This window comes from Sulfitobacter noctilucae (genome assembly GCF_000622365.1).
Classification (GTDB): Bacteria; Pseudomonadota; Alphaproteobacteria; order Rhodobacterales; family Rhodobacteraceae; genus Sulfitobacter; species Sulfitobacter noctilucae.
Genome location: NZ_JASC01000013.1, coordinates 595807 through 614939, shown reverse-complemented (window position 1 = coordinate 614939; position 19133 = coordinate 595807). Strand labels below are relative to the sequence as shown.

Here is a 19133-nt window from a genome sequence, read left to right as displayed (position 1 = left end):
GGTCCGAATGGTGCAGAGATCTTAAAGCTGACGATGTCCTTAACGTGCTAGGGTTTGAGAACGCGAAGTTCGGGTTCTCTATGGTCATCAAAAATCAGCTTACGCCCGTTCTGCTTCACCAAGGCGATCCGCTTTGATCGCATCACGATCACCCATCGGAAGGTCTTTACCAACTGTTGTATCCTTGCGCGTCTGCGCTTCCATCTCTGCATTCAACTCCGCCCCCAGCAGGATGATGAAAGCGGAAATCCAGAACCACATCAGCAGTACAATGACACCCGCTAGCGCACCGAAGCTTTCGTTGTATGACCCGAAGTTCCCGACATAGAATGCGAAGCCGGCAGATGCGATGATCCAAAGCAGGCAGGCCACAGCAGCGCCAGCAGAGGCCCAGGACCATTCGGGATTATCACGAGATGTCGCGTATCTATAGAGGACGGACAGACCGAACATCGTCAAAAGCACCAGCCCGACCCACATGGCAGCGGTCAGCGTAATCTCTACGATGGGCCCTAATTCGATGAAGGACAGGACTGCGGGCAAGGCTAGCATCGCGGCCATAGACACGAGTAGTCCAAAAATCAGAAACAGGGTCAGACCGAAAGTCACCAGCTTGAGTTTAAAAAACCCGCGGTTTTCATCTTCGTCATAGGCGACATTGATGCCCTGCATGAGGCTCGCCATCCCTTTTGACGCAGAATAGAGCGCGACCAGAATACCGAGGATGGCAGCAAGCCCCAGCCCTCCCTCCCGCGATCCCGCGACCTCAGTGGCTTGGGCCGTCATGATCGTGATCACCTCTTCGGGGACCAGACCAGAGAGGCTATTGAGTTGTTCGACGAGCATGTTGGGTTCGACCAAAAGGCCGCTTATCGCGACCATGGCAGTAATTGAGGGGAAAAGAGCGAGAAGACCATAAAAGGCCACACCTGCTGCGATTAGCCCTACGTTGTCAGATGCGATTTCGTCTTTGACGCGGAATACAATGTCCTTCCAACCGCGAACCGGAATACCAGTGGGCTTATCAGCTTGGCGACCTCGGGACATAATGACCTCCGTGAAATGGGAAAAGGCCCGCTGCTCTCACAACGGGCCGTTTGTCTAGACTGGATTACGCGTTGGGTTTGCCAACACCTTGCTTGTCAGCTTCCGATTTTGCGGTATCGACAACGCGCTGCGCTGACGACTTGGCTTTGTCTGCTACAGCACCTGCCACAGATTTCGCTTCGCCTGCTGCATCCTTCGCATCAGATTTGACTTCGTCTGCGATGGTCTGCGCCTCGTCTTTCGCCGCATCGACCACCTTACCAAGCTTTTGCTTCTCTTCTGCAAAAACGCGCTCGGCTTCTTGCATCAGATTGTCGCTCTGCTCACCAAGGTACTCATCTTCGATCCGGGTCCGGGGCAAAGCTGCACCGATCGCCGCGCCAACGGCGATTGCCAGAGCACCAGCAACCAATGGCTGATCCTCAAACATGTCGGACGCACGTGCACTACTGCGTCGGGCTTGCGCTATAGCAGCATCGCGTGCCTCGATCGCTTTTTCACGTGCAGCAATAACCCTCAGGCGCGCCTCTTCGGACAGATTCTCGGTTCCTTCCGCCAATCGCGCCCGCATCGCTGCAGCACGGTCTGCTGCGGCCGACCCGACATCACGGGCCTTGCTTCCGATGGCGTTGGCACTGTCAGATATAGCAGCACCTGCAGCGGCCGCGTTAGCTCGCGCGGCAGATCCGAGATTGCCTGCTTTCTCACGTGCGTCATCGCCAAAATCACTCGCTGTATTTCGCGCTGAAGATCCGAGGTCGTTTGCTTTCTGAGCTACAGAAGAAGCTGCGGCCGAGGCTTTGTCCGATACGTTACCGGCAGCATCACTTAGCCGCTCGCCCACGCCCTGACCGTTGTCGCTTGAATGGCTATCTGTGCTGCGCGCCCAAGACGGTAGATCATCCGAAGCATAGGGGCCATCGTAGTACGGATCCCTGGGGTTTGCCCGGCGGAACCCGGTGTCATCGGAATACCCCGTGTGATGGCGAGATCCGGCATAGTCCGTTGATGCAGTGCCGTAGTCTTCGCGGTCGCGCATCGAGCGTGCTTGGGTGCGGGCAGTCCGGCGGTAGTCGTCACTATAGTCGACCCGTGAACCACGGCGGTCCTCTCGCGAACCGCTTCCGAAAATCATCCACGCCAAACCAACACCGGTGAGGGCAAGGGCGACGGGATTTTCTTTTACACTGCGCGATACGGATCGGGCGATGTCACCCCCGTTTGCGCGAAACTGCTCTGATACTTGGCGCACAACCGTATCTACAGAGAACCGGTTTTGCAGTTCGTCGAGCGTGTTTGTCAGACCCGCGCGTTCACGTTCGATCTCGCGTTCAATCTCTTCTGAGCTTCTGTGTTCATTTGTCATCGTAAACCTCCTTCACGGCTTCGGCATCACGCTTTACGTTCTTCGCTGTACGCGATGGTGCCAAGCTGCTGAGTTTCAAATCATTTGTGCCCTTGTTCGCCATGCCATAAGCGACGAGAGCCAGTAGCACGCCGACGATCAAAGCCGCCCAGCCCGCTTCAAGTCCGGCTTCAGCCAATGCAGCCACCAGCGCGGCGGTCAGGACATTCAACGCTGATAATGCAACGACAACAGCACCGACAATCAGGCCAATCGCAGCACCGGCGCTTTTCAGGTTTTCGTTCACTTCGGCCCGTGCAAGATCAACTTCGCTGCGGACCAGAGAGCTCACATGCGCCAAAGCATCGTTTAAAAGGCCCCCTGCGGATTTGTTCGTATCGGTATTCATGAGCGATCTCCCAGATGTGTTGGACGCCCCACCACGGCGGACTGCGCGTGCGGCAAGTCCTGCGCATTGTTCAGCGGTGCGACGGCGGTGGTGTGACGATTGTTTTCGCTGGATGCTTTGGCAAAGCGCGTCGCCGCAAAGCCGAGCAGCGCCGCGCCGCCAAGGAACGCGATGGGGTTGCGTCGGGCAAAGTCGGAAATGGATCCAACCATTTCGCCCAGATCCTTACCGCGAATGGAGTCCGAAGCATCTGCCAAGCCGTCTGCAATCTGGCTCATGGTACGCTCTTGTGGCGACCCGCTTCGCATTTCGTCTGCTGCGGTTCGCAGGGCAGAAGCGACACCTTTCACTTCATCCGCTGCGGCACCTTTTGCTTGGTCAGCATATTGCGATGCCTCTGTTGCGGCCTTTTCAGCAGCGTCCTGCGCGCCGGATTTCAGGCCTTCCGCCGCGTTGGCGGCAGTCTTCTTGACTTTGTCAGTCGTGTTGTTTGGAGCGGTATTCATTGAAGACCTCCTCTTCGATTAAGTAATGGGATTCAAAGCAGATGGAGTGACGACGATCAGATCGATGATGCTGTGCATTTGCGTCTCCTTCACGTGCCTCAAAATGTTAATGACGAACGCGTGAAGTCGTCGAAGCGTTCCACGCCTTTAGCGAGAATTCCGAAAGGGGATGGTAGGAGCGCGCGGGTTTTTGTCGTTAGAAGTGGTGATTAAAAGGGTCTGCCTGATCAGGAACATCACCAACCCTCACGGTGGTTTTGCATCTTTTGTAGCTATGAAATGCAGGAGGTGCGTTGCATCCCGGCATGACACCTGGGCCTGCGAGTATCCGCACTTCGACCTAACTTAACTATGGCGCAGAAAGTGGGTTTAAGGCGCACTACCGTCAAGAAATTTGTCGGGGTCGCCGGTCTTCCGTGTCAGTTTTTCCGACCACAATGCCAGCAATTTATTCCGACAGTAGCTCTCGGTCTGCTTCCAGCTATGGAGGCGAAAAGCCTAAAAAGAGCAGAAATGGGTCTGCTCGTCAGGAACCGCAGCCGAGTTGAAATCTGCGGCGTCGGGGATCCGGCCGAATGCGATCTTTGCCCCGAGGTACCCGCCCGGCACGTCGCACCGTGGCCCCAGTGAAATCGAATCCGGTCCGTGGGCTATGCGCAGTTTGTCCATCACCGCACTGATACGCTCCCAGTCCGCCGACGCTTTCCGGGCCGGGCCTGTCTCCGTATGCCGCGCAGGCGAAACATCGAACAAATCGCCGGTCATCAACGCCTCCTCCTCAAGGCCGTGCAACATCACGCTGATTGAGCGGGGGCGAAAACCCATCTCTTTGCGCGCGACTTGCAATCCACTGCGCAGTGTCCGCAGGAACGTTCGATCATCGCGCGCTGGCAAAAGCTGTGCATGCCATTCCCACCGCTGATCGTCCTTGCGGCTACCGGTGGCGCTGCGATAGCCGCCGCCCCGACACGACAGCGTAACTTTCGTCGCAAACAGGTCCGCACGCCGTAGCCGTCTGGCTGCGCTCATTGTCAATTGGCGGGCGCAAGCTTCGACCTTGTCAGGCGTGCGCCAATCCGTGGGCAGCATCCGACTGTGACCGAACATGCGTTTCTTTGTCTTCGGGCGTTCGACGTGGAAACCGTGCAAGCCGTTCCAGAACCGCTCCCCTTCGACGTTACCCCAGATCGCACGGGCCTGTTTCGGGGCAAGTCGCCACAGATCTTCAAAGCAGTGGACCCCAGCAGCGATTAGACGCTTTTCCATCCCGTCCGAAACACCGGGCAGTTTAGATAGGGAAAGCGCATTTAAAGCATGTGGCAAGGCGTCCGCATGGATTTCTGCAAACCCGTTGGGCTTGTTCATCTCCGCCCCTATTTTCGCCAGAAGTTCGGTCGGCGCCATGCCGATGGAACAGGTCAGAACCGGGCTAAAATTGTCAGCGAGCGCTTGTTTGATGCGGTTGGCCAGCGCTTCACCCTGCTTTGCCTCGCTCGGCAGTAGATGACAGACCAGTTCGTCAATAGAACGGACATTTGCGACCGGCAGACATGTTTCGATCACCTCCAGTATCCGGTTGTGCAGCCGCACGTACACGTCGTGACGCGCGACAACAAATATCATGTCGGGTGCAATCTGGCGCGCTGCACGGATCGTGGCACTTGATTTGACACCCCGCGCTTTGGCTTCGCGACTAACGGCGATACATCCCGTGTTCGGCGAATCCAGCGGCACCACGCCAACAGGTTTGCCGCGCAGATCGGGGTTAAGATACTGCTCAGCTGTTGCAAAGAAGCTATCGAAGTCGAGGTATAACCGCTCGATCCCCTGTGCTTTGCCGCGCATATGGTCAGGCATGAATTAGACCTTCGCCCCGTCAGAACATTAGGAGAACATACTAGCGTCCCGAAGATCGATTCGCACGGCAATATTGGCTGTCAGCCCTCAGTTACATGATTGCGGTTCAGGACAGCATTGGCCCATCGGTCGGCGGACGGACCAAAACAATCGTGCAGACCATCGACAGCAATCACGCTGCCGAGGGTCAAGCGGCCAAGCATACTCAGACCTCTGACTGTTTGACCTGATTTGTCGCGCAATTGCGCATCTGGCGCGATGTTCGCCCCCATCCCTTCCGCAACTGGCACAATCTGTCCGGCATCCATACAGTATCGTATCAGATCATCGCAAACATGCTCCAATGCCGGATTGGGGATGACAGCATCAACCATAACCTGCGCCGTCATCCTGTCGTCTTCTTCAACCAGCTGCCATCCCTCCGGTCCCAGAACAACGGCTGGATCCTCAACAACGCAAAGACTGATAGTCCCCGCCTTGATCAACGCGAGAAGCTCTTCTGCCGCTCTTACCGGCGGCCCGTAACTCAGGCGTTTGAACCCTTCATCCAGCTTTATGACGGCAACGGCGGTATCTACGTCAATCTCTGCGCCGTTAAAGATCTCGCGCAATTCATACTGCAATTTGCGCCAGACCTGACCCACAGCGTACCCTGCCGAAGGGGGGGTCCGACCATGGGCCATCTCGATATCGACCTTCAGCGCGTCGACGCCGTCAAGCACGTCCTGCGCACCGGGATCGCTGCGCTCGATCTCCAGCCAACGGCGAACATCGTCGCCGGTATCCGCGCTTTGTAATTCACTACAAATTCGGGTCGCAGGCTCAATCAATGCGTCACAAATGATACGGAGGGCATGCTCCGGCGGCTTGCCAAGCGCGTCCTCAACCGCAACACTGAACGCTGATCGTTCGGCCTTTGTGGGGTCATAGCGCCTATCCAGATCACCCGTTGCGGGCTTGGCGACAGGTAATTTTCCGTTAAGGGAAAACGGGAGAATGGCGCGAGGCTCCCGGCCCGACGGTTTGTATTCACCACCTTCAAACGCGCCGCCCGTGCCCTTGGTAAGCAATCGCAACACGTCGAGCGTGGAGAGCCCCAAACCACGGGTCGCGACAACCTTATCGCTCCAACCCTGCGCCGCATTCAGCAAGGCATTCGCTGGATAGGCTGACAAAAGATCAAAGCCGTTCTGCGCTGCATGTTCGGTCCACCGGACGATCTGCGGGTCGGATTCGGTTGATGGCTGACCTTGGCACAAGAGCACCTCATCGTAGGGCCCGTGTTGTCGTGCAGCCGACCCAAGCATCCAACCGGCGGTGCCAGGTTCACATTCCACAATCTTCTGATCACAGCAGGCCACCGTGATATGGGCAGGGCAACTTTGCTGTACCGCTACAAACCGTTCCCAAAAATATGCGCCAACGCAAGATCGGGGCGGAAACGCATCAGATCCAAACCGCTCGCCAACCCAATCCGCAAAGTACGGAAAATCACCGGCTAAAAACGAGGGCGGCGGATAGTCCACAGCCCGGACCGGAATGTTCAGAATACAAAGCTCGCTTTGATCCGGGCTGTAGTTCGGCCCCGCTCCGGGCCAGGCACAGGGATCGAATATATCGACTGACAGACATACGTCTTGGTACATCGCCCTAGCTATGAGCGATTCAAGCGCACCAAGAGAGCGGGGGCCGAACCCGACGATGGCGACCCGCAGATCAATTCTGTCCGTCATGGGATGACTTTCCATAAACTCAGCGGCGGGTCCGCGTTCGCCATCCGGCTTAACCTGGTTCCTGTTGCACCAATTGCTCTGCACCAGCGACATGTCTCAGAACGCTGGGATCGTCCAAAGGTTGCGTATTCGGAATAACAGAGAGCGAAGAGTTGGTCTCCAGAATGACCCATTGTACATCTTCAATCCTGCTCAAACCAGCGCCACGCACGGCGGCATGCAGTTCAGCCATCGTCAGACGCTCGCGCTTCATGGCCGCTTCGATCACCTCGCCCCGGTGCAGCAGCAAAGTAGGTTCCGATTTGATCGCTTTCGTCACCTCATCGGAGGACAGCATCGATCTGGTCAACGCCCATTGCAACCCCAGCAGAACATAAATCGCTGCCACACTTTCAATAACGGTAACGTCCTCCAGCATGACGCCGGACGCCATCAGGGAGCCGATGCCCACCGTCACAATCCAATCGAAATTATTCATCTGTGAGGTCGAACGTTTGCCGAAGATCCGCACCGCGACGACCACCGCAACATAAAGGAACACCGCCGCGCAAATGGTGCGCAGGAGGCCATCAAACCCATCAAAGAAAATTGGATCGTTTATCATTGCCATTCCTTTGCATCGTCATCTGCTGAGGAACATACGATTGTCTTTTAATCGTTCAAGTCCGGCCTATCTGCCGAACCCCGATGCTCCATGAACCGGCTGATTGCAAGCAAAGCAGCTGCCAACCCTGCGCAGACCAGTGAAAACATGCCATAGCCCATCCCCGCGGAAAGCCCGAGCGCGCCTGCCACCCAGAGGCTTGCGGCGGTGACCATACCACCGACCCGCTTGTTACCCTGAATGATCGCGCCTGCTCCGAGAAAACCCAGCCCGCCCATCAAACCCTGGATCACGCGCGTCGGATCTGCGGCCATGTCAGACGCTTGAAGGTCCTGAGACATTTCAACAGATACAATTGTGAAAATGGCAGATCCCAAGGACACCATCATATAGGTTCGAATACCAATCCGGCGTTGCCTGACTTCCCGGTCCAAACCCAGAATAGCGCCTGCGAGCAGGGCGACGATTAATCTCAAGAACCAATCGGTCTGTTCGAAACTGAAACCGATGTTTGCTAAAAAATCCGAACCCAACGCTATGTTCCTTATCTGCGACGTGGCGGAGGATAGCGCCCGGTAATCATATCAAAGGGATAACCCCCGCCTGACCTTTAGATGATCTTGTAGCGTTGAAGTTCAATCCGTTTTTAATGTTGCACGGCTTCAATTGGGGTTTACGCCAATCTGCGCATGACTTTCCGGTAAACGTTTACTTCAACCCGTTAAGCGCGATGTAGCGGGCCAGATCAAGAATCAACTGACCGCGCGCTTGGGCGATTGCATTCGGCCCACCGGCAGGATCGAAGGCGACGCTCAGGTCAAACAGGCCCGACCGCTCGCGACGACCATCGGCAACGGCGACAAAATACTGGCCCGATGTCACAAATTGACCCGCCTCTGTCGCGACAAGTTCGGCGAATCTGATCTCGAGCCGTGCATCCGGGAAAGCCTCGAACGGCCAAGGTTCGGAAGCAACGCGGCGGTTGGTCATCCGCGCGAGGTTCCGGCTGAGTTCCAGCGCGATGGCGCGTTCAGGCGCATCCGCCCACAACACGTCCGAAGAGCTGGTCAGCGTGCCGTCAGCGGCGCGGATCGTGATTTCGTCCGCAGCGGCATAGCTGGGCAAAGAGACATCCCGCACCTCAACGGCGGCAAAGCTGATGTTCGTTTTTTCGATGACCGCAGGGGCCGTCACAGCGTATCTGTCAGCCGATCCGCAGGCCGCGAGCAGTGGCAAAAGGAAGATTGAAATGAGGCGGGCAGCGAAGGTCATATTTATCTTCCGAGCAAAAGAGAATTGGGATTACGTTCGATGGTGCGGGCCAGAGATGCAAGGGCATCTGCCGCCTTTTGAATATCACGCATGGTGGATGCGGCCTCACGGCTCAGCTCATCCCCCTTGTTATACCCTTCGATGGTCCGCCCGGCCTGTGCGAACAGCTGGGTCAGGCGATTGACGATTTGCGGCAGGTCGCGGGATGACACCGCAATGCTGTCTGCCGCATTACGGGCAGAGGCCAGCGTCTGGTTCACGTTCTCGATTGCACCGCCTTCGCGCAGTTCTTGCAAGGTATAGTTCAGCTCGTCCAGGGCACGCTTTAAGGAGCCGGGCAAAGCCGCGGCATCCGGCGCGCCGACGACCGCATCAGCGGAACGGGTGAGCGCCGTAAGCTCGCTGACCAATTCGTTGACTTCCAGTGTTTCAGCCTTGGCCGCGACCGCTTCGATCTGGGCGATGAGCGACGGCACACCTTCGACGGATGTCTCGACCGCCGTGGCAGCCGTTGCAGCCGCGCTCAGCACTTCTGAAAGGCGCTCTGCGATGCTTTGCTGCTCGATCGTCGCGACCAGTGTTTCCACCCGCTGCAAGGTTGCATTCAGACTGACAGGAATGCCCTGCACATCTTCGGATGAAACCAGGCCTTGCAATTCGCTCAAGAGCGACCGGACATCGCCGGGGGTCTCGCGCAGATCCTCGTTCGAGATGAACCCTTCGGCGGAATCAAGAAAGTTGATCGCAGCGTTCAGCAATTCTTCAATGGGAAGGTTGTTGATGCGGGTAAAGACACCCTCGACCGTGGCAGCCGCATCCGACATTTCATTCTCTGTTGTGGGCAGAATCGGAAAGCTGCCAACTTCGCCGGTAAGGCGCGCAGCCGGCGCATCCGGCACCATCACCAATTCAACTTTCAGACCACCGGTCAGCAGGCTCGCCGAAGCCAAACGTGCCCTCAGCCCAGAGGCCACACGGTTTTGCAGGAAAGCCAATGCGCTTTCCGCGCTCACTTCGTCCGGCAGGCCGAGGCGGGCGGGTTGAATGGAAATATTGATGTTCAGGCGCACACGGCTGTCACCGAATTGGTCATAGTCTACCACGCCCGAAAGCGCCTCGACCGAACCGATTTTCAGACCACTCAGCTCCACCGGGGCACCGACAGCAAGACCCGCGATGTTCTCATCAAAGATGACGCTCAGCTCAAGCGGCTCGACCTCCGAGGTGCTGAAAACAGAATTTCGTGCGGTTTCGCGATCCGGAAAGATTTCGAATACCGTACCATCGGACACACGGCCGCCGCCTGACACGAAAGTATCAAATGTGATACCGCCGCCGATCAGCGTAGCGATTGAGGAAAAGTCGATCTCGGCACCGGCAGGACCGATACTGACACTGAAACCCGAGGTGTCCCAGAACCGCGTAGAGTCGTTGATCAGCTGGCGGTGCTCCTCATAGATCAACGCCTCGACAATCGCGAAGTTGCCACGCGGTGCGATGCGGGCGCGACCGACCTTGCCGACCTCGATCCCTTTGAACAGGATTGGCGCATTGTCCGTCAATTGACCGTTCGCAACCGTGCGAAAAGCGATCTCGAGCCCGCCTTCCCCCGGACGGATCAAGGGCGGCTCTGACGATCCTTGAAAGGTATCCGCCTCGCCGCCAATGTTATCGTCCCATGACCCTTCGATATAGACGCCGCTCAAGACGGTGCTTAGCCCGGTTATCCCTTGCGCAGAGACTTCAGGCTGAACGATCCAGAAAACCGAACCATTGTCGACAAACGGACCAACTTCCTTGTCCAGACGGATGCTCGCGCTGACGCTGCCCAGCCCATCCGTGAACCCGACCTTTTCGACAACACCTACAGTCACATCTCGGTAGCGCAATTCAGTTTCGCCTGCCTTGATGCCTGCGCCTTTCTCGAACTCGACCGTGATCAAAGGACCGCGGGAGTTGAAGTTCTGCCACGCCACGAACAGCGCGATGAACAAGGCCGCCAAAGGGATGACCCAGACAAAGGATGCACCGCTCAGGAACACTTTGCGTGCCGGTGATACGGAGACTTCTGGTACCTGATCACTCATGCTGCGTCCGAGCCTCCTGATTTGGCCTGTACGTCCCAAATAAGCCTGGAATCAAAGGCCTGCGCTGACAACATCGTAAAAATGACCGACAAGGCAAAGAATATGCTCGCCATTCCGGGGTTGATTGTCGCCAATGTGTTGAGTTGCACCAGAGCCGACAGGATCGCAACCACAAAAATGTCGATCATGGACCAGCGGCCAATGTATTCGACAACTTCATACAAAAGCTGGCGGCGTTGGTTCGAGACCCGCGTGGGGTTCTTCACGCTGACGGCCAGATATGCCACCGCCCAGAACTTGGCGAGCGGGATCACCACCGATGCAAAAAGGATGATGGCGGCGATCCCATAGCTGCCATGATGCGCGATCTCCACGGCACCCGCGATGATCGTGCTCTCATCGACTTGAAATAACGTCTGGGTGCGCAGCATCGGATAGGTATTGGCCGGGATGTAGCATATCAGTCCCATCAGCCAGAAGGCCCAAACGGTTTGCAGACTCATAGGATGGCGCGAGCGCAACTTGTGCCCGCACCGGTCACAGACTTTTGTGCCCATCCGAAAGGCCTTCGTGCAACGGCGGCAGGCAACAATGCCCATATCACGCGCGCTTACGATGTTTTGGGATGTTCCAGACGATGCCATACTGACCACTTACACATGAAGCTGTCCTGCGCGATCACGAGAACAACGAGAATACCAAACATCCAGAACGCGGGGCCAAAGCCAACCTGCGCCAGATCCGAAACCTTTACCAGCGCCACCGCACACCCGATTGCGAAAATTTCTGCCATCGACCAAGGGCGAAGCGCTTCGGACAGACGGAATGCCGGAATTGCGTAGCGTCCCGCTGGTTGATCCAGAACCAGCGGCACCAGCACATAGAGCGTCAACATCACCCGCAGCAGTGGAACAAAGATGATCAGCGCCGCGGTTGCCAATGAGAGGACAATCATCGGCCCCCCCGAGAACGCCAGCGCCGCGTCGAGGATGGAAACCGCGTTCTTGTTTCCAGCGGCGTCAATCGTCAAAAACGGAAAGACCGCCGCGCCGATAATCAAGAAGAGAACCGCTAGCGAGACTGCGATGATATGCAGGCCCGCATTTCGCCGCGGAGCGATCAACACTTTGTGACAACGCTGACAACTGGCTCTTTCACCATGTTCAGGCTTTTTCATCCGGTACACGGCATCGCATTGCGGACAGACAATAATGTCGTCCAGCATCATATCGCTGCGTGTTTCGGAGAAATCTTTCATACCGGACCAATATAGAGCCTTTTATCGCAGGTAACACTGCAATCTCGGAACACTCTTCAGATCGGTGCGTTGTCAGAACGAAGCGCAATGCAGCGCAATGAAGAAAGGTAAACAATGACACAGATTACAGAAGCAAAAATCCTGATCCTGTCCACCAACGGTTTCGAGCAGTCGGAACTGGAAGTCCCGCTGAAAGACCTCAAGGCCAAAGGTGCCACGGTTCACGTCGCCACTACCGATGGTGAAGCGATTAAAGGTTGGGATAACGGTGATTGGGGTGCGTCAGTAGATGCCGATCTGCCGATGTCAGACGTGAACGTAGCTGACTATGATGCGCTGGTCCTGCCAGGCGGTCAGATCAACCCAGACATTCTGCGCGCCAACAAAGATGCAGTCGCATTGGTGAAGTCATTTGCTGACCACGGCAAAACCATTGGTGCAATTTGCCACGCGCCATGGCTGCTTGTTGAAGCCGGTATCATTAAAGGACGCAAGGCGACATCCTACGGCTCAATCTCTACTGACCTGAAAAATGCAGGTGCCCACTGGGAAGACAGCGAAGTCGTCGCGGACCAAGGAATTGTCACAAGCCGGTCCCCCGAAGATCTGGACGCATTCGTGAGCAAAGTCGTCGAAGAGATCGAAGAAGGCGATCACGAGCGCAAAGCAGCGTAAGTACGCGCCTAGTTAGTGAAAGGCCTCCTGTTTCAGGGGGCCTTTTTCGTGAGTGATGAGAGAATATTCTGCGTATCTGCACCGATGGCATTGGGCGGGGCGACAGGCTGGGGCGTGAACCCGCTGAAGCGTGGCGCAGGTGCGGCCTGTTGAACGCCTGATGGCGCAGCAAACACACCTCTCGCGGCCATATGCGGATGCTGGGCTGCTTCTGAAAAGCCAAGCACCGGCGCGACGCATACGTCCAATCCATCGAACAAACTGGCCCATTCGTCGCGTGAACGTGTCGCAAACGTTGCCGCGAATTCTGCGGTGCGGTCACTCCAAGTTGTTTGGTCGTTCTGCGAAGCCAGATAATCTGGATCAAGGCCGAGGGTTTTGAGCAGGATAGAATAAAACTGAGGTTCAAGCGCGCCGACCGCGATGAATTTACCATCTGCACAGGTGTAGCAGCGGTAAAACGGTGCGGCCCCATCCAGCCAATTGGCGCTCCTTGTTTCGGTCCAGCGCCCTTGGGCCAGCATCCCGTGAATAAGCCCCATCATCGCAGGCACGCCATCGACCATTGCCGCATCAACGACCTGGCCCTTGCCGGTCACGCCCCGTTCGATGACCGCCGATAGGATGCCAAAGATCAGGAACATCGACCCGCCGCCGTAATCGGCCACGAGGTTCAGCGGTGGTACAGGCGGCGCGTCGCCCGATCCCATCGCATGCAAAGCGCCCGTTAGAGCCAGGTAGTTGATATCGTGCCCTGCCACACGCGACCACGGTCCGGTCTGGCCCCAGCCGGTCATACGGGCATAAATCAGCGTGTTTGGACATGCCTCGGGACCAAGGCCCAGCCGCTCCATCACACCCGGGCGGAACCCCTCGATCACCACATCTGCAGTAGCAATAAGAGCCAAGGCATCACGCAGTCCAGCCTCGGATTTCAGATCAAGTACCACGGATTTTTTGCCGCGCCGATTGATGTCCGTTGGATCGGCCGGGGCCACTTTGCGATCGACGGTGATGACATCGGCCCCAAGATCAGCAAGCAGTTGCCCAGCCAAAGGGGCAGGACCCAGCCCCGAGAATTCGACCACGCGTAGGGATGCCAGTGGACCCTTGCTCATGCGGCCCCCGGCACCAGCACTTCACGGGCACCTTCTTCAAAGTCCTTCATTGAAAGCGGCCAGATCGTACCGGGCCAGCGCAATTCCATCTCACGCTTTCTGGGGCGATACACGGCGGTATAAAGCGTACCAAAACCTGCTGAGAAGGCTGTGGAGTAAAGCGGCGGTTTGAGGAATGCCGCGATGAACTTTTCTTCGGGATCTTTGTGCATCCGCAGACGGTTCAGCAAAAACCGCTCGCGTTCCACCGTTGCCGTGAACCGCGCATGGCTGATCCATTCGACGTTCTCTTGATGGTTCGTGGCGACAGCTGCATGGGTAATCAGCGCCGGGCGATCCGGGGCCATCATCGCGGTCGCATAGTTGCGTTTGCGGTCAAGCACGGTGACATTATAGCTCATGTGCGTCGGCACACGGGCAAGTACGGTGGTCGCCTCGTCCACCGTTTCACAGGTTTGCAAAACGTATCGCAGGATAAGCGGCACGCCAAAGCCCTCGCCCACCAAACGTCGTCCGCCGAATGTCAGAGAAATGGATAGGCCTGCGTCATTCATCCCGTCCACAAGACCCCAAAGCCCGTCCGAAGTGCCCAACACTTGCCGGCCTTGCCAGTTCGTGTTCAGCACCAATTGGTCAAAGGCATTAGGGTTATAGTCGTAGTTACGCACCATGACCGGCTCTTTGCCCGCCCAAATCGCCTGCGAGCAGCCAGACAGATAGGGTGGTGGGTTGTAGAAGCTAAGAAACCGCGCCGCCATGTCGCTTCCGCCCGCTTGGGTACACAGGTCTTCGTATAGCGGGATCAGTTCCGGCATATGGGTGGCGAGCGCCTTCCGCGATTGGCCATAGGTCGGGCGCGCGCCTTCGCCCTCTTTCAGCCACCACTTGCGGTAGTCAGGCCAATATTCAGCGAAAAGCCCGGCCCACTTGGGACCGGGCGATTCTATATCTAGGGCGCGCCAGTACATCGGAGCCTTTCGGTTACAGGATTTTGAACGCCGGATCTGCGAGAGCGGGACCAGCCTGTGCGGTAGGCAGAGGTTTGCCATCCACAGATTGCTTGATTCCGTGAATCCACTTTTTCGCACGTTCATTCAACTGGAAACTCTTGGTCATGGAGCGACCTCGCGTCACCAGAATGCCGATGTCGGCCCCTTCATAGCGGTACTCACCCGGACGCAGGATCGAGAGGAAGAACGCTTCGTTCTCGGATTCCACCGCACGGCGGTGATAGTCGAAGCGGTCAAAGACGACGCTGCCGTCTTCCTTCATCTTGTAGATGCCGGTTTCAGGTGCGGCAGTACAGATGTCGACGCTGTCCTCGGTGTGCTTGATCACCATCTGCGACCAGCTGTCGATATTGTCGGGATCTGCCCAACGCGCGTTCAATTCATCCACATCCAGATTGAATTTCTTCCGTGAGAATTCAAGCAGGTGGAACAGGAACAATGGCGCATCCGCATGCGCAAAGGCCGCGTGGTTTGTCATGGAAGACGCGCCCGTGATGCGCGGGTTCAACTCGCCCAGCCACAGGTCGCCGGTCTTTTTGTCGATCAGGAAGTCGAGTTCGAAATACCCGCGATACCCTTCCTTGCGTAGCTGCTCACCAAATTTGAACGTCAACTCGCGCGCCCGGTCACGTACTTTCTGCGGAAAGGCTGTCGACAAAATTTCGTTGCCACACCAGCCACCACGGTAGGGGGTCAGCTCTTTGAAGCCCACCAGCTCGGTCATCAGCGGACCAACGATTGTGCCCTCTTTTGTCGCACAGGCCTCAATCGCCGCACCGCGACAGTCGATGCGTTTCATGATCTTGATTTCGCCTTCGCCGATGATCTCGCTCTCATGACGGCGGAAGTCAGCTTCGGATTTGATAAAGAATGTCGTGTGGCCACTGTCGCCAAAGGCGGACTGCAGCACCAAATCATGGCCGATCCCCGCTTTTTCGCAGGTCTTTTGCAGGTCTTCATAGGACTTCACTTCGGCCAGCACGTTCGGCACCGATGGCACGCCTGCTTTATTGCCGATGCGAACAGTCTCGATCTTGTTGTCCATCGACGTGCGCAGTTTGGCCTTCGGGAACCAAACCGTCGCGCCCAACTCTTTGGACAAACGCTCTGTCTCCTCGTCAAACATCAGGAAAACAAATTTGGGTTTACCTCCGCGCCGCTTGATGAAGTCGATGACTTCCTTGTGCTGCAGAAGGTAGTTGTTGATGTCCTCGATAGACTGGAATTCCGCATGCGGCTGTTCCGAAGGGCAGAACACGTTCGGGTGCTTGCCGCCGTAGCAGTCGATATAGCAGATGTACTTGAAGTTCTTGACCCATTCATCGAGGCCCAACAGGTTAAAGTTGGTCGCCGAGATGAAATAGACTGGGTCTTCGTTGCGGTGAAAGAACCGGCGGATTTCGGAGATATTTTTCAGAACTGTAGCCATTTAATTGGTCCTTTTCTTTAAGCAGTCGGTGATTGAGACAAATGTTTCGGTTTCACACTTTCCAGCGCTTCATCCGTGAAAACGCGCAGGCCCAAGTCAGGCCGGTAGCCGTGGATTTCGCTGACGTCGAGCGCGCGCATAAACGACAGAATTTCATCACTGATGACCTGGCCCGGCACCAGGATCGGAAAGCCCGGCGGGTAGGGGATGATGAATGAAGCCGATACGATGGTCTTGCCCGCCTCCATCGCATCCCGCAGCGATCCGTCGAGATCAAGGTAATCACAGTTGTTGTCATCATAGCTCAGATAATAAGCGGTCCTGATGTCTCCTTCGGGCGTGCCTTGGGCCTTGAACGCTTCGTGAAACCGGCTGAAGTCGGGCAATGGGGGATAGTGTTCCATCAAGTTTGTCACGCGCTTGTCGTGCGACAATCTCTCCATCCGGCTTGCATCGTCCAGACGTTCGTCCAGCGATTTGGCGATCTCAACCAGCACCTCGATCAGATAGGCAACACTTGATCGGGTGGTGCCGATATTCGTCATGAACAACACGGTATTGCGCGAGGTCTTGTTGATCTGGATGCCGTATTTATCCATCAAAATCTGCGTCTTGAAGGTATCGCCATCCCAACCGGTGCCGCCAACCGCAAGGGTCACACGGGTCGGATCAAGCGCGAACTCGTCCTTCTCGTAGCAGTCCCACATATCGGTCCAGCCCTGTTCGGTGTCGTAGTAGCTGGTGACACCACTCTCCCGGTGTTCTTCGGGGATCATGTCGCCCGCTGTCAGAACCTTGAAATACTTACTGAGCAGAGGGTGATCGGAAATTGCCCGGCGCATGGACATTGCAGCCTCGACCTGGCGCTGGACAAACTCGAACCCTTCCAATTCAACCTGTCGGCGGCCGACATCCAGCGATGCGATAATCTGATAGTTGGGCGAAGTGGACGTGTGCGTCATGTAGGCTTCGTGGAAAGATTGCTCGACCTCTCCTTTGAAGTCCTGGTCGTTGACATGGATCATCGAACCTTGCCGCAGCGACGTCAGGGTTTTGTGTGTCGATTGCGTGGCATAGGCCCGTACGCGGGCAGAGGGTGGCGGGATCAAACGCGTGTTCAACAGTGTTTCATCGTCTGCATCGGCCAACAAACTTTGCTGTGCTTCATACATCCGCTCGTGCGCCTCGGTCCGCAGCTTTGCTCGCAGCGTGTTGGCCGTGTTCATGGCAGTGCGCTGGCGGTAGGTTGGGCTGAACCGGGCAAAAGCAAACCATGCCTCGTCCCAGAGGAAGATCAGGTCAGGCTTGATGGCCAGACATTCCTCCATCACCCGCTCAACATTGTAGATCAGGCCGTCGAAGGTGCAGTTGGTCAGCAGCAGCATCCGAACCTGATCCAGCTTCCCCGCCGCTTTCAGCTCAAGCAGTTGCTTCTTGATCTCATGCAGCGGCACCGCCCCGTACATGGAGTATTCATTCAGCGGATAGCTGTCGAGGTAACAGACCTGAGCGCCAGCCAGCACCATACCGTAGTGGTGCGATTTGTGGCAATCGCGGTCGACAAGGACGATATCACCGGGTTTGATCAGGGCTTGCACAACGATCTTGTTACAGGTCGAGGTGCCGTTTGTGGCAAAGAACGTCTGCTTTGATCCAAAGGCCCGCGCGGCAAGCTCTTGCGCTTCCTTGATTGGTCCATGCGGTTCCAGCAGGCTGTCCAACCCGCCCGAGGTAGCCGAGGTTTCCGCTAGAAAGATATTGGGGCCATAGAAGGCACCCATATCTTGGATCCAATGTGACCGGGTAATCGACTTACCACGGCTGATCGGCATGGCGTGGAAGACACCGGTGGGCTGTTTTGAGTATTCGACCAACGCCGTGAAGAACGGAGACTTATTGCGTGATTGCACGCCGCGCAGGATATTTAGGTGCAACTCCATAAAGTCTTCTTGGTTGTAAAAAACCCGCCGACAAATACCCAGATCGTGACCCGCGATATCTTCGACTGACCGCTCGGTGACCAGGTAGGCGTCAAGTTCGGGACGTACTTTGGCGATCATCCGGCAAAGCTCGGGCCCATAGTTTTCAGGCAGAATCGCCTCGATCTCTTCGCGGCCGCCTGCACGAGCGAGGTAGCGGGTCAGAATGTCTTGATCTGTCGTTGATTTCAGCGTCAGGCCGGGGCGGACGACAATGGCCTGAATGTTGTGGTTGAACAGGACCGCGATCAAAGCGTCCTCAATACTGGGAACGACAACTGCTTCGTAAATAAATTGATCTTCGTTGCGGCGCATCCGTGCGACATTGGTCTTGAGCCAGCGCTCTTGCTGGTCATTCACATCATCAACGATCAGCACCTCGAAATAGGGCTTGGCCAGTGCGCGCGCCTCCGGCGGCAGCATCGCCTCGTCGTCATCTTCCTGTTCAACGCTATCACGGTCCAGCGGTATATGCCGACGACGATATGCCCCCGTTGTCAGGGCGCGGGTGACGCGACTTACAGCAAAGGCCAAGTCTTCATAGCTGCCGTGGTCAAATTGCCGCCGCAAGTGATCAAAAGCCTGCATACCGGGGAACGCCCAATACGCTTCGATCATTGCCAGCGATGTGAACAGTTCTTCAATCTGCTTCGATAGCTTTTTGCTGTCTCTTGAACCCGGATCTCGGGTCATCGCATTCGTTGCCTCACGCAACGCGCTCCATCGATCAGATCGCAACTGAATCGCTGAGGAATATTCGTTCATCGAATGCATCGTGTCTTCTCCGCTTAGCGGCGACCCTGC

At 56.5% G+C, this 19133-nt stretch carries 17 protein-coding genes; 1 reads left to right on the top strand and 16 read right to left on the bottom strand.

Annotated elements, in window-relative coordinates; genetic code table 11:
• Window positions 1-99 precede the first annotated feature (99 nt).
• The 12 genes from Z945_RS0109710 to Z945_RS0109655 all read right to left on the bottom strand — a co-directional run bounded on the left by Z945_RS0109710 (window position 100) and on the right by Z945_RS0109655 (window position 12118).
• A complete protein-coding gene (locus Z945_RS0109710) occupies window positions 100-1047 on the bottom strand; it encodes a YihY/virulence factor BrkB family protein (RefSeq protein ID WP_025051913.1) in 948 nt (315 codons plus the stop codon).
• A 64-nt stretch (window positions 1048-1111) separates the two neighbouring features.
• Window positions 1112-2413 (bottom strand): DUF3618 domain-containing protein, encoded by a 1302-nt coding sequence (locus Z945_RS0109705; protein ID WP_025051912.1) that lies wholly within the window; start codon window positions 2411-2413, stop codon window positions 1112-1114.
• Window positions 2403-2801 carry a phage holin family protein gene (locus tag Z945_RS0109700; RefSeq protein ID WP_025051911.1) on the bottom strand — a complete coding sequence of 133 codons (399 nt, stop codon included), beginning with the start codon at window positions 2799-2801 and terminating at the stop codon, window positions 2403-2405. Before Z945_RS0109700 ends, Z945_RS0109705 begins: the two co-directional genes overlap by 11 nt.
• On the bottom strand, window positions 2798-3307 hold the full coding sequence (locus Z945_RS0109695; RefSeq protein ID WP_025051910.1) for a hypothetical protein: 510 nt from the start codon (window positions 3305-3307) through the stop codon (window positions 2798-2800). The genes Z945_RS0109700 and Z945_RS0109695 overlap by 4 nt, the downstream gene beginning before the upstream one ends.
• 498 nt (window positions 3308-3805) lie before the next feature.
• A complete protein-coding gene (locus Z945_RS0109690; protein WP_241434487.1) occupies window positions 3806-5164 on the bottom strand; it encodes a Y-family DNA polymerase in 1359 nt (452 codons plus the stop codon).
• Between the two features lie 80 nt (window positions 5165-5244).
• On the bottom strand, window positions 5245-6897 hold the full coding sequence (locus Z945_RS0109685) for an FAD/NAD(P)-binding protein (protein ID WP_025051908.1): 1653 nt from the start codon (window positions 6895-6897) through the stop codon (window positions 5245-5247).
• Window positions 6898-6946: 49 nt separating this feature from the next.
• Window positions 6947-7501 carry a DUF421 domain-containing protein gene (locus tag Z945_RS0109680; protein WP_081780985.1) on the bottom strand — a complete coding sequence of 185 codons (555 nt, stop codon included), beginning with the start codon at window positions 7499-7501 and terminating at the stop codon, window positions 6947-6949.
• A gap of 47 nt (window positions 7502-7548) precedes the next feature.
• The gene (locus Z945_RS0109675) at window positions 7549-8034 is read right to left on the bottom strand and encodes an MgtC/SapB family protein (RefSeq protein ID WP_025051906.1); all 486 of its coding nucleotides are present in this window, start codon (window positions 8032-8034) and stop codon (window positions 7549-7551) included.
• A gap of 175 nt (window positions 8035-8209) precedes the next feature.
• Window positions 8210-8773 carry a PqiC family protein gene (locus Z945_RS0109670; protein WP_025051905.1) on the bottom strand — a complete coding sequence of 188 codons (564 nt, stop codon included), beginning with the start codon at window positions 8771-8773 and terminating at the stop codon, window positions 8210-8212.
• Between the two features lie 2 nt (window positions 8774-8775).
• Complete coding sequence (locus Z945_RS0109665) at window positions 8776-10860, bottom strand: PqiB family protein (protein WP_025051904.1); 2085 nt, start codon at window positions 10858-10860, stop codon at window positions 8776-8778.
• Entirely contained in the window at window positions 10857-11459 is a 603-nt protein-coding gene (locus tag Z945_RS0109660) for a paraquat-inducible protein A (RefSeq protein WP_025051903.1), read from the bottom strand. Before Z945_RS0109660 ends, Z945_RS0109665 begins: the two co-directional genes overlap by 4 nt.
• An 11-nt stretch (window positions 11460-11470) precedes the next feature.
• The gene (locus tag Z945_RS0109655; RefSeq protein WP_025051902.1) at window positions 11471-12118 is read right to left on the bottom strand and encodes a paraquat-inducible protein A; all 648 of its coding nucleotides are present in this window, start codon (window positions 12116-12118) and stop codon (window positions 11471-11473) included.
• Between the two features lie 114 nt (window positions 12119-12232).
• On the opposite strand from Z945_RS0109655, the gene Z945_RS0109650 reads away from it, so the two are divergent.
• Window positions 12233-12793 (top strand): type 1 glutamine amidotransferase domain-containing protein, encoded by a 561-nt coding sequence (locus Z945_RS0109650; protein WP_025051901.1) that lies wholly within the window; start codon window positions 12233-12235, stop codon window positions 12791-12793.
• A 32-nt stretch (window positions 12794-12825) separates the two neighbouring features.
• Here the strand turns inward: Z945_RS0109650 and Z945_RS0109645 are convergent, their stop codons facing one another.
• From Z945_RS0109645 to Z945_RS0109630, 4 genes are read right to left on the bottom strand one after another with little or no spacing between them, the layout of a single operon-like run.
• A complete protein-coding gene (locus Z945_RS0109645; RefSeq protein ID WP_025051900.1) occupies window positions 12826-13911 on the bottom strand; it encodes a CaiB/BaiF CoA transferase family protein in 1086 nt (361 codons plus the stop codon).
• Entirely contained in the window at window positions 13908-14879 is a 972-nt protein-coding gene (locus tag Z945_RS0109640; protein WP_025051899.1) for a C45 family autoproteolytic acyltransferase/hydrolase, read from the bottom strand. Before Z945_RS0109640 ends, Z945_RS0109645 begins: the two co-directional genes overlap by 4 nt.
• Window positions 14880-14892: 13 nt before the next feature.
• Window positions 14893-16350 carry a biotin carboxylase gene (locus Z945_RS0109635; RefSeq protein WP_025051898.1) on the bottom strand — a complete coding sequence of 486 codons (1458 nt, stop codon included), beginning with the start codon at window positions 16348-16350 and terminating at the stop codon, window positions 14893-14895.
• A 17-nt stretch (window positions 16351-16367) separates the two neighbouring features.
• Window positions 16368-19103, bottom strand: a complete 2736-nt coding sequence (locus Z945_RS0109630) for an aminotransferase class I/II-fold pyridoxal phosphate-dependent enzyme (RefSeq protein ID WP_025051897.1) — start codon at window positions 19101-19103, stop codon at window positions 16368-16370.
• Window positions 19104-19133 lie beyond the last annotated feature (30 nt).